This window comes from Streptomyces cylindrosporus, assembly GCF_022698165.1.
Taxonomy (GTDB): Bacteria; Actinomycetota; Actinomycetes; order Streptomycetales; family Streptomycetaceae; genus Streptomyces; species Streptomyces cylindrosporus.
On record NZ_JALDAY010000004.1, the window covers coordinates 124,917 to 135,814 of the forward strand.

The 10,898-nt window shown below is 70.7% G+C and carries 10 protein-coding genes; 7 read left to right on the plus strand and 3 right to left on the minus strand.

From position 1 onward, the window contains the following. Positions 1-36: 36 nt before the first annotated feature. The 7 genes from MQP27_RS13385 (at position 37) to MQP27_RS13415 (ending at position 8,074) form a co-directional block, all read left to right on the plus strand. Complete coding sequence (locus MQP27_RS13385; protein ID WP_242765276.1) at positions 37-1,206, plus strand: RNA-guided endonuclease InsQ/TnpB family protein; 1,170 nt, start codon at positions 37-39, stop codon at positions 1,204-1,206. 453 nt (positions 1,207-1,659) lie between these two features. Further along, positions 1,660-2,142, plus strand: coding sequence for a CarD family transcriptional regulator (locus MQP27_RS13390; RefSeq protein WP_003953493.1), 483 nt, complete (start codon positions 1,660-1,662; stop codon positions 2,140-2,142). Positions 2,143-2,427: 285 nt separating this feature from the next. Next, entirely contained in the window at positions 2,428-3,180 is a 753-nt protein-coding gene (gene ispD, locus MQP27_RS13395) for a 2-C-methyl-D-erythritol 4-phosphate cytidylyltransferase (RefSeq protein ID WP_242765277.1), read from the plus strand. Then, positions 3,170-3,688, plus strand: coding sequence for a 2-C-methyl-D-erythritol 2,4-cyclodiphosphate synthase (gene ispF, locus MQP27_RS13400; protein WP_242765278.1), 519 nt, complete (start codon positions 3,170-3,172; stop codon positions 3,686-3,688). The genes ispD and ispF overlap by 11 nt, the downstream gene beginning before the upstream one ends. 49 nt (positions 3,689-3,737) lie before the next feature. Next, a complete protein-coding gene (gene cysS, locus MQP27_RS13405; RefSeq protein ID WP_242765279.1) occupies positions 3,738-5,132 on the plus strand; it encodes a cysteine--tRNA ligase in 1,395 nt (464 codons plus the stop codon). A 99-nt stretch (positions 5,133-5,231) separates the two neighbouring features. Continuing rightward, positions 5,232-6,173 carry a 23S rRNA (guanosine(2251)-2'-O)-methyltransferase RlmB gene (rlmB, locus tag MQP27_RS13410; RefSeq protein WP_242765280.1) on the plus strand — a complete coding sequence of 314 codons (942 nt, stop codon included), beginning with the start codon at positions 5,232-5,234 and terminating at the stop codon, positions 6,171-6,173. A 254-nt stretch (positions 6,174-6,427) separates the two neighbouring features. Then, on the plus strand, positions 6,428-8,074 hold the full coding sequence (locus tag MQP27_RS13415) for a DoxX family membrane protein (protein ID WP_242765281.1): 1,647 nt from the start codon (positions 6,428-6,430) through the stop codon (positions 8,072-8,074). Positions 8,075-8,225: 151 nt separating this feature from the next. Here MQP27_RS13415 and MQP27_RS13420 read toward each other — a convergent pair whose 3' ends face one another. From MQP27_RS13420 to MQP27_RS13430, 3 genes are all read right to left on the minus strand, one after another. Next, positions 8,226-8,957: a nucleotidyltransferase family protein gene (locus tag MQP27_RS13420; protein WP_242765282.1), complete on the minus strand. Its 732-nt coding sequence runs from the start codon at positions 8,955-8,957 to the stop codon at positions 8,226-8,228. 107 nt (positions 8,958-9,064) lie between these two features. After that, positions 9,065-9,520, minus strand: coding sequence for a hypothetical protein (locus MQP27_RS13425; protein ID WP_242765283.1), 456 nt, complete (start codon positions 9,518-9,520; stop codon positions 9,065-9,067). Positions 9,521-9,743: 223 nt separating this feature from the next. Then, entirely contained in the window at positions 9,744-10,880 is a 1,137-nt protein-coding gene (locus tag MQP27_RS13430; RefSeq protein WP_242765284.1) for an ABC transporter ATP-binding protein, read from the minus strand. Between the last annotated feature and the right edge of the window lie 18 nt (positions 10,881-10,898).

Genomic DNA, 10,898 nt, shown 5'->3' on the forward strand with positions numbered 1-10,898 from the left:
GATGCCGGGCATGCCCGGTGGACGTTCCGGCTGCGGGTGTCGTCGACCGCACGCGCCGCGCTGATGGCGGAGTGGGACCGGTGCCGGTGGGTGTGGAACGAGAGTGTGGCCAAGTCCCGGCAGGTCCACGCGCAGAACAGGACCCGGCCTGACGGCGCTGACAAGCAGACGTGCGGTCCGGCACAGCTGGACCGGATGCTGACCGAGGCCCGCGCCCGCACCCCGTGGCTGCGGGCGGGCAGCTCGGTGCCGCAGCAGCAGGTCATCCGGGACTTCGGCAAATCCCGGGCGAAGGCGCTCAAGGACATCAAGGAACGTCTGCCGCAGCGGCAGCGGGCCGGGATGCCGGGCTGGAAGACCAAGCGCGAGGCGCTGGCGAGCCTGAACTACACGAAGCGCGGGTTCCGTCTGCAAGACGGCCGTCTGCACCTGGCCGGGGGCATCGTCGTGACGCCGGTGTGGTCCCGTGAGTTGCCTGCCGAGCCCTCCTCGGTGCGCGTGTATCAGGACGGCTTGGGGCGCTGGAATGCGAGTTTCGTGGTCCCGGCCGGGGTACAGCCGCTGCCTGAGACCGGCCGGGTGATCGGTGTGGACTGGGGCGTGAAGGAGATCGCTACCACCACGTCCGACGCCCACGACCTGCCGCATCCGCAGCACGGGAAGAAGGCCCAGGCCCGGCTGGGTCGGTACGACCGGATGATGGCCCGCCGCAAGCCGAAGAAGGGCCAGGCCGCTTCGAACGGCTACCGCCAGGCGAAGCAGGGCCGGGCGAAGATCTACGCGAAGATTGCCCGGCAGTGCCAGGACACGGCCCGCAAGTGGGCCAAGAAAGTGGTCCGCGACCACGATGCGCTGGCGGTGGAGGACTTCGATCCTCGGTTCCTCGCCAAGTCGTCGATGGCCCGCAAGGCCGCCGACGCGGCCATCGGCGCCACCAAGCAGGCGCTGCTGGAGATGGCCCGCAAACACGGCCGGATCGCACACCTGGTGCACCCGGCCCACACCACCATGGACTGCGCACGGTGCGGAGCGAGAACCAAGCACGCCCTGCCGCTGTCGACACGCACCTATACGTGCACCGCGTGCGGAACCGTCTCCCCCAGAGACAAAAACTCCGCCCGCGTCATGCTCCACCGGGCTGGTCTCAACCCGGCCGGCGCCGACGGCACAAGACCCCCGGGAGCGCCGCTCCCGGAGGCTGCCTGAGCCAGGAATCCCCCTCATCCATGAGGGGGAGGATTCAAATAAGTCCTTCGCGCATGACGGACGGGGCAGCGCCGCGCAAATTTTCCGTGAAGGAATGCGCGGCCCTTCCGGAAAAGGATCATCCGGCCACCCGGCCGGCCGTCGGTGATCAATTCCGGATTCGGCGCGGAAGTCACTCGGGGCACCGAACGGAGTAGCGGAAGTCGCACACCTGGAACCAGACATATGTGGACGTTCGTCCAGTTGGAGGGGGCTCCGGATGTGTGTAACGTGCGCGTTTCACCTCCCCCGGACAGCCGCTCCGACCTGCGAATACCTTCCTCCACTGGGTGTGCGAAGCACGTTCGTGTTGCTGTTGTCAAGCCCCGAGATATGCCCTGACCTGCGAAAACGCCATTCAGGAACCGCCGTTTCCGTGTTACCCTGGATAGCCACGGAAGGGGTACCTGTCACATGACGTTCAAGGTTGGCGACACCGTGGTCTATCCCCATCACGGGGCCGCGCTGATCGAGGCCATCGAAACTCGCCAGATCAAAGGCGTGGACAAGACCTACTTGGTGCTGAAGGTCGCCCAGGGTGACCTGACGGTACGTGTGCCAGCGGACAATGCGGAGTTCGTCGGCGTGCGTGATGTGGTCGGTCAGGACGGGCTGGACCGGGTCTTCGAGGTGCTGCGCGCGCCGTACGCCGAGGAGCCCACGAACTGGTCCCGTCGATACAAGGCAAACCTGGAGAAGCTCGCCTCCGGCGATGTCATCAAGGTCGCGGAAGTCGTGCGTGACCTGTGGCGTCGTGAGCGCGAGCGCGGACTCTCCGCCGGTGAGAAGCGGATGCTCGCCAAGGCCCGCCAGATCCTGGTGAGCGAGCTCGCCCTCGCGGAGAACACGAACGAGGACAAGGCCGAGGCCCTGCTCGACGAGGTTCTCGCGTCCTGAACCACTGAAGCAGGCACCCGCCCGCTCAGCACTCAGTACATCGAAATGCCGCGGTGCCCGATGACATCTCCACTGTCGCCGGGCGCTGCGGCATGTTCGTACGCGGAACACTCGTACTCGAACCCCGTACGTACGCGATCTCTCGGGGAAACCCCCGATACTTGGCGTGCCGGGCCCGGGCAGCTGGCGCGACCGGCGTCACGGAAGGGTCCGGTCGGGGCGTCGCGCCCGGCACTTCCCAGGCCATACCCAAGTAGGCCGAGCACACAAACCTGACAGGAACCGATGTCTGACGATTCGCGCCCTTCGCCTGCGGGAACCCGCACCGCGGCCGTGATCCCGGCCGCCGGACGGGGCGTACGGCTTGGTCCGGGCGCCCCCAAGGCGCTTCGTGCGCTGGGCGGTACCCCCATGCTCATCCACGCGGTGCGCGCGATGGCCGCGTCCCGCGCCGTCTCCCTGGTCGTCGTCGTGGCCCCGCCCGACGGCGCCCCCGAGGTCAAGTCGCTCCTCGACGCGCACGCGCTGCCCGACCGCACGGACTTCCTGGTCGTGCCCGGCGGCGAGACCCGCCAGGAGTCCGTGAAGCTCGGCCTCGACGCGCTGCCGCCCGACTACGACATCGTGCTGGTCCACGACGCCGCCCGGCCGCTGGTGCCGGTGGACACCGTGGACGCGGTGATCGAGGCGGTACGGGAGGGCGCGCCGGCCGTGGTGCCCGCGCTGCCGCTCGCCGACACGGTGAAGGAGGTCGAGCCCGCGTCGGCCCCCGGCGAGCCGGAACCCGTCGTCGCCACCCCGGTCCGCGCCCGCCTCCGCGCCGTCCAGACCCCGCAGGGCTTCGACCGGGCCACGCTGGTCCGGGCCCACGAGGAGGTCACCGAGGACGTCACGGACGACGCGAGCATGGTCGAGAAGCTGGGAAAGACGGTTCTCCTGGTCCCCGGCCACGAGGAGGCCTTCAAGGTCACCCGCCCGCTGGACCTGGTCCTCGCGGAGGCGGTCCTGGCCCGCAGGAGGCTAAACGATGGCTTCTGAGGCATCTGATGTCCGGCTGCCGCCGGGTGGCCTGCTTCCCCAGGTCGGCATCGGCACCGACATCCACGCCTTCGAGGAGGGCCGCGAGCTGTGGTGCGCGGGCCTGAAGTGGGAGGGGGAGGGGCCCGGTCTCGCCGGACACTCCGACGCGGACGTGGTCGCGCACGCCGCCTGCAACGCCCTCTTCTCCGCCGCCGGGCTGGGTGACCTGGGCCAACACTTCGGCACGGGCCGCCCCGAGTGGTCCGGCGCGTCCGGCGTCACGCTCCTCACCGAGGCCGCGCGCATCGTCCGCGACGCCGGCTTCCGGATCGGGAACATCGCCGTACAGGTCGTAGGACCGCGCCCGAAGATCGGCAAGCGGCGCGACGAGGCCCAGAAGCTCCTCTCCGAGGCCGCGGGCGCACCGGTGTCGGTGTCGGGGGCGACGACGGACGGCCTCGGCTTCCCGGGACGCGGGGAGGGACTGATGGCGGTGGCGACGGCGTTGGTGGTGCGCGCGGGCTGAACGAAGGGACTGCTCCACGCACCCCCTCCGGCCCACTACCCTAGGTCTCGTGACTATTCGCCTGTACGACACCAACGCCCGGCAGATCCGTGACTTCGTCCCGCTCACAGCGGGCTGTGTCTCGATCTACCTCTGTGGTGCCACCGTGCAGGCGGCCCCGCACATCGGGCACATCCGGTCGGGGCTCAACTTCGACATCATGCGCCGGTGGTTCGAGTACCGCGGCTACGACGTGACCTTCATCAGGAACGTCACCGACATCGACGACAAGATCATCGCCAAGGCCCAGGAGCAGGGCCGCCCGTGGTGGTCGATCGGGTACGAGAACGAGCGGGCGTTCAACGACGGCTACACCGCCCTCGGCTGCCTGCCCCCGACCTACGAGCCGCGTGCCACCGGGCACGTGACCGAGATGGTCGAGATGATGCAGGGCCTCATCGAGCGCGGTCACGCCTACGAGGCGGACGGCAACGTCTACTTCGACGTGCGCTCCTTCCCGGGCTACCTGGAGCTGTCCCGGCAGGACCTCGACAAGCTGCTGCCCGCCGGCGACGGCGAGGCCGGCAAGCGGGACCCGCGCGACTTCGCCCTGTGGAAGTCCGCCAAGCCGGGCGAGCCGACCTGGGCGACCCCGTGGGGCCGCGGCCGACCCGGCTGGCACCTGGAGTGCTCGGCGATGGCCCACAAGTACCTGGGCTCCGCCTTCGACATCCACGGCGGCGGCCTCGACCTGATCTTCCCGCACCACGAGAACGAGATCGCCCAGGCCAAGGCCTTCGGCGACGAGTTCGCGCGGTACTGGGTGCACAACGCCTGGGTGACCATGGCCGGCGACAAGATGTCGAAGTCGCTCGGCAACAGTGTGCTGGTGAGCGAGATGGTGAAGGCGTGGCGGCCCATCGTGCTGCGCTACTACCTCGGCACCCCGCACTACCGCTCGATGATCGAGTACAGCGAGGAGGCCCTGCGCGAGGCCGAGTCGGCGTTCGCCCGCATCGAGGGCTTCGTGCAGCGCGTCGTCGAGAAGGCCGGCGTGGTCGAGCCCTCCGCCGAGGTGCCGCCCGCGTTCGCCGAGGCGATGGACGACGACCTGGGCGTCCCGCAGGCGCTCGCGATCGTGCACACCACGGTCCGCCAGGGCAACAGCGCCCTCGCCGCCGACGACAAGGAAGCCGCCGTCGCCCGTCTCGCCGAGGTCCGGGCCATGCTCGGCGTCCTCGGTCTGGACCCGCTCGACCCGCACTGGGCCGGCGAGGCCGAGAAGGGCGAGGACCTGCACGGCGTGGTCGACAGCCTCGTACGGCTCGTCCTCGACCAGCGCGAGGCCGCCCGCGGCCGCAAGGACTGGGCCACCGCGGACGCCATCCGCGACCAGCTCAACCAGTCCGGGCTCGCCATCGAGGACGGCCCCCAGGGTCCGCGCTGGAGCCTCGGCCCGCGCTGAGCCCGGTCGCCGAACGGAAGATCGATTGTGCCGTCCGGGCCTCCGGGCGGCACACTTCATAGACGTAACCACGCACGCTTCACGACAGACGGGTAGGTCATGGCCACCAACAACCGCCGCATGTCCGGCAAGAAGGGCGCGCAGGTCGGCAGTGGCGGCCAGCGGCGCAAGGGCCTGGAGGGCAAGGGTCCGACCCCGCCCGCCGAGATGCGCAAGGGCCACAAGAAGAACCGCGTGGCCAACGCCAAGGCGAAGCAGACGGTACGGCGCCCCGCGCCCCGCGGCCGCGGCGGCAAGTCCTCCTCCGAGCTGGTCGTCGGCCGCAACCCGGTGGTCGAGGCGCTGCGCGAGGGCGTACCGGCCTCCACCCTCTACGTCCAGCAGTTCATCGACAACGACGAGCGCGTGCGCGAGGCCCTCCAGCTCGCCGCCGAGCGCGGCGGGATCAACCTCATGGAGGCCCCCCGCCCCGAGCTCGACCGCATGACGAACGGCCTCAACCACCAGGGCCTGGTCCTCCAGGTCCCGCCGTACGAGTACGCCCACCCCGAGGACCTGGCGAACGCCGCCTACGACGACGGCGAGGACCCCCTCATCGTCGCCCTCGACGGCGTGACCGACCCGCGCAACCTCGGTGCCGTCGTGCGGTCCGTCTCCGCGTTCGGCGGCCACGGCGTGGTCGTGCCCGAGCGGCGCGCGGCCGGCATGACCGCGGGCGCCTGGAAGACGTCCGCCGGCACGGCGGCCCGCACGCCGGTCGCCCGCGCCACCAACCTCACCCGCGCGCTGGAGTCGTACAAGAAGGCGGGCATCGTGGTCGTCGGCCTCGCCGCCGACGGCGAGCACGAGATCGGCGAACTGGAGGCCCTGGACGGCCCGGTCGTCATCGTGGTCGGCAGCGAGGGCAAGGGCCTGTCCCGACTGGTCGGCGAGACCTGCGACTTCCGCGTCCGCATCCCGATGCCGGGCGGCGCCGAGTCGCTCAACGCGGGTGTGGCGGCGGGGATCGTGCTGTACGAGGCGGCTCGCCGACGAGCTTGAGGAGCTCGCCGCGCCGCATCGGCGATCGGCACAGGCCAGGTGGAGCCCGCCGGTCGGAGGCCGGCGCAGCCGTCCGAAGCGCGAAGCTGCGAGGGCGGCAGAAAGGAGGGGTCGAGGCGGCTCGCCGGCGCGGCTGAACACGCGTGCCCATCCTCACTCGTACGGGTCAATCTGGGCGTCACGGACAAGCTTGACGGGGTCCGGACACATCCGGCAGGTCAAAGCAGTGTCTTAAACACACGTCACTCGGTTAGATGAGTGTGGACACCAGAACACCCCGCACACCCACGGGGGGCCGCTCGCCGGGATTCAACCCCGGATTCGGTTCCGGATTCGACTCCGGGCTCGACGACGCCCCCGCGCTGAGCATGGTGAAGGTGCCGAGCGATCCGGCGCAGGTCATCGTGAATCATGCGAGCTTCCGCGTGCAGCTCGGCGCGTCGACGCGCGCCCAGTCCCCGCGGATCGCTCGGCACCTGCCCGCCACCGAGGACACCGCCCGGATGCCCGCCGCGGGCGCGGCCCGGCGCCGGCCCGTCGTGTGGAGCGGCAAGTCCGCGCCCGACGACACCGGCGCCCACCGCCTGCTCCAGGCCGTGCGCGGCGGCAGCGTCCGGCACGGCGAGGACCCGTCCGCCGACGCCGGAGCCACCCAGGTCATCCCGCGCGTCGAGGTCGGCGGCAGCAGCTACGACGAGATCTACGACGAGCTGGAGGCGACCGTCGAGACCCCCGTCGTCGGCGCCCAGCGCCGCCACGACGACACGGCCGGCACCCGCCTCCTCCCCGACATGCGCACCGTCGGCAGCGCCTACGACGAGGAACAGGCCTACGGCGGCGAGCAGTTCGAGGACTTCGACCCGCACGGGACGGACCCGGACGACCGCACCGCCAGGCGCCACGGCGACGACCCGGCCCGGCACGCGTACTACCCCGGCCGCCGTATGAACCTCGGCGTCGTCCTCCTCCCGCTGCGCATCTTCCTCGGCTTCATCTCCATCTACGCCGGCATGGGCAAGCTCTGCGACCCCGTCTACTTCGACGGCGGCAAGCGCGGCTCCATGGTGAAGTGGCTCAACACCCTGCACCCCTGGGAAGTCGCCGAGCCACTGCGCCAGTTCGCGCTGCACCACCCCGTCGGCTCCGGCCTCGTCATCGCCTTCGCCCAGGTCGTCGTCGGCGTCCTCACGGTCCTCGGCTGCTGGCAGCGGGTGGCCGCCGTCTTCGGCGCGCTGCTCTCCGCCGCGCTCATCGTCACCGTCAGCTGGAAGACCGTCCCCGCCTACGACGCCCCCGACATCATCTACCTGGCCGCCTGGTCCCCGCTGATCATCGCCGGTGCCCCCGTCTACTCCGTCGACGGCCGCCTCGCGGGCAGCGCCTGGCGGCGCCTGGGACCGCGCGCCGACATCTGGGAGCTGCGCCGTTACGTACTGCGCCGCGGCGCCCTGATCACGGCCATCGTCACCGGCCTCACCCTGCTCATCGGCTCGCTCCTCGGCGGCGCCGTCCGGGACGCGGACCGCGTGGTCGTCCCCGGGCCCGGCGAGGCCCCGCGCAACGAACTCCCCGGCTCCCCGCTCCCGCAGGAGCCCGGCAAGCGGCACAAGCAGTCGCCGTCCGCCGCGAACTCGCCCACCCAGGGCGCCACGGCCGGCTCCTCGCCGTCCGGCGCGGCGACGACACCGGGCGCGGCCACCGCGACCGGCGGGGCGCCCAGCCAGACGCAGGGCAGCGCGGGCCGTACGCCGCCCCAGCAGTCCTCCCCGACCGGCGGCGCCCCCACCACCACCGCGGGCCCCACGTCGGGCGGCTCCACGTCCGGCGGCTCGACATCCGGCACCGGCTCCGGAGGCTCCTCCTCCGGCCAACCGGGCCTGGTGGGCGGCCTGTTGGGGTAGCCGAGCCGGTGGGCAGCATCCTGGGCAAGCCCACCGGCTGAGAGAGACCCGGCCCATACGAAGGGGTCCCGTACAGATGGATGTACGGGACCCCTTCGTCGTACGGGAAAGGTCTTCGGAGCCGGAGAGGGTGTCGGATTCGGAGAGTCTCTCAGCGGCCCAGAGCCGCCAGTTCCTTCGCGGCCTCCGTCAGGTCCTTCGCCGTGTCGATCGCCCGCCAGTACGCCCCCTGCGGCAGCGGGAAGCCCGCCAGGCGCCGCTCTCGGGCCAGGTGCGGGAACGTGGTCCGCTCGTGGTCCCCGCGCTCCGGGAGGAGCTCGGCGAACTCGGGGGAGAAGACGTACACACCGGCGTTGATCTCGAACGTCGACGGCGGTGACTCGATGAAGTCGGTGATGTGCCCGAAGCCGTCCGTCTGCACGGCGCCCCAGGGGATCCGCGGCCGGGCGAGGGCCAGCGTCGCCACCGCGTCCCGCTCCGTGTGGAAGTCGGCCATGTCCCGCAGGGAGAAGCGGGTCCAGATGTCGCCGTTGGTGGCGTACCAGGGCTTGTCGGGGTGGGGCAGATGCTCGGCCGCGTACCGCAGGCCGCCACCGCGGCCCAGCGGCTCGGTCTCCACGACCGTCGTCACCCGCACCGGCAGATCCGCCGACTTCAGCCAGTCCTGCAGCACCTCGGCGAGATGCCCGCAGCTGACCACGACGTCCGTCACGCCCTCTTCGGCCAGCCAGACGAGCTGATGGCCGATGATCGGCGTCCCCGTACCGGGGATCTCGACCATCGGCTTGGGCCGGTCGTCGGTGTACGGGCGCAGCCGCGAGCCCTGGCCTCCGGCCAGGACGACGGCTTGAACGGGGCGGGATGCGGCGTTCGGATCGGTCATGACCGAACTGTACGGCGCGTCCTGTGCGCCACCGAACCCGGCAACCGATCCTTAACCAGCCGTTACCCTCCTCCGAACCCGGTCCGGAGGAGGGCCGGCGGGTGCCCTCAGCTGTGCGCCGCGGCGACGCCGGAGGCGAAGGCCGTGTCGCAGACGGGGCGGGCGTACGACTGTGCCTTGGACGGCCCGTACACGCGGACCGCGGCGCGGCCCAGGGCGCGGGCGATGGAGGCGCAGTGCCCGGCGAGCGACGGCCGCTCCGTGACGGCCTGCTGGAGGTGCGTGAGGACGACGCCCGGGTCGTCCTCCTGGAGCTCGGCCAGCAGCTGGTCGCGCAGCACGTCCTGCGGTGCGCGGTGGACCGCCGCGGCGCCCTTGGCGTCGTCGATCGCGTCGGAGGCGGTGAGCACCGAGCCGGACGGGTTCCCCGTCCAGTTGACCCGGGTGACCGCGAGGGTCCCGGAGAGCACCAGGACGACGGGCAGGACAAGGGCGAGCGTGCGGCCGATCCGGCGGGCGGGGCCCCGGCCGCGTCGCGTCTGTTGGTTAGTGGAGTGCTTCACGCGAGTGAGGGTAGCGCCCGGTAATGATTTGGCGACATTTAGTCACCGGTTCGGGGGATGAAGTGGTGCCGCTTTTTGGGTAGCGCGTTGACGTACGGTGCTCGAAATGACCGGTCTGCCGGGGTATTTGTCGACAACGAGAAGGGCCCCGCAGCGCTCTGCGGGGCCCTCTTCGTCAACCTGGGTGAATTACCCGGGATTGTGGTGTCCGTCGGTGACGCCGTCAGTCGGTGAGGCGCTCGCCCGTGGAGGTCGAGAACACGTGGGTCTCGCCCGGCCGCGGCACGACGTGCAGCGTGGAGCCCTTCTCCGGGACGCGGCGGCCCTCGACACGGACGACCAGGTCCTTGGTGGTGCCGCCGACCTCGGCGGTGCCGTAGACGTAGCCGTCGGCGCCGAGCTCCTCGACGACGTTCACGGAGACGGCGAGACCGGCCGGCTTGTCCTCGGTGTCCTTGGACAGGGCGTTCGCGGCGCCGCCGTTCTCCTCGACGATGTCGAAGTGCTCCGGGCGGACACCGACGGTCACCGTGGTGTCACCCTTGTCGGCGGCGGCCTTCAGGGCGTCGCGGTTGACCGGGACGACGCTGTTGCCGAACTTCACACCGCCGTCGGTGATCGGGACCTCGACCAGGTTCATGGCGGGGGAGCCGATGAAGCCGGCGACGAAGAGGTTGGCGGGGCGGTCGTACATGTTGCGGGGGCTGTCGACCTGCTGGAGCAGACCGTCCTTGAGCACGGCGACCCGGTCGCCCATCGTCATGGCCTCGACCTGGTCGTGGGTGACGTAGACGGTGGTGATGCCGAGGCGGCGCTGCAGCGAGGCGATCTGCGTACGGGTGGAGACGCGGAGCTTGGCGTCGAGGTTCGACAGCGGCTCGTCCATGAGGAAGACCTGGGGCTCACGGACGATGGCGCGACCCATGGCCACGCGCTGGCGCTGACCACCGGAGAGGGCCTTCGGCTTGCGGTCCAGGTACTCGGTGAGGTCGAGGATCTTCGCGGCCTCCTCGACCTTCTTGCGGATCTCCGCCTTGTTGACGCCGGCGATCTTGAGCGCGAAGCCCATGTTGTCGGCGACGGTCATGTGCGGGTACAGCGCGTAGTTCTGGAACACCATGGCGATGTCCCGGTCCTTCGGGGGGAGGTGCGTGACGTCGCGCTCACCGATGCGGATGGCGCCGGCGTTGACGTCCTCGAGCCCCGCGAGCATCCGGAGCGAGGTGGACTTGCCGCAGCCGGACGGGCCGACCAGAACGAGGAACTCTCCGTCCTCGATCTCGATCTCCAGCGAGTCGACGGCGGGCTTCTCGGAACCCGGGTAGATCCGGGTCGCCTTGTCGAACGAGACAGTGGCCATGGTGATGGGCCCCCTTCT

What these genes read in the sequence shown, in the direction of transcription:
- ispD (WP_242765277.1), top strand. Translation starts at nt 2,428, where the DNA reads ATGTCTGACGATTCGCGCCCTTCGCCTGCGGGAACCCGCACCGCGGCC.
- MQP27_RS13420 (WP_242765282.1), bottom strand. Translation starts at nt 8,957, where the DNA reads ATGACCGATCCGAACGCCGCATCCCGCCCCGTTCAAGCCGTCGTCCTG.
- MQP27_RS13390 (WP_003953493.1), top strand. Translation starts at nt 1,660, where the DNA reads ATGACGTTCAAGGTTGGCGACACCGTGGTCTATCCCCATCACGGGGCC.
- ispF (WP_242765278.1), top strand. Translation starts at nt 3,170, where the DNA reads ATGGCTTCTGAGGCATCTGATGTCCGGCTGCCGCCGGGTGGCCTGCTT.
- rlmB (WP_242765280.1), top strand. Translation starts at nt 5,232, where the DNA reads ATGGCCACCAACAACCGCCGCATGTCCGGCAAGAAGGGCGCGCAGGTC.
- MQP27_RS13415 (WP_242765281.1), top strand. Translation starts at nt 6,428, where the DNA reads ATGAGTGTGGACACCAGAACACCCCGCACACCCACGGGGGGCCGCTCG.
- MQP27_RS13430 (WP_242765284.1), bottom strand. Translation starts at nt 10,880, where the DNA reads ATGGCCACTGTCTCGTTCGACAAGGCGACCCGGATCTACCCGGGTTCC.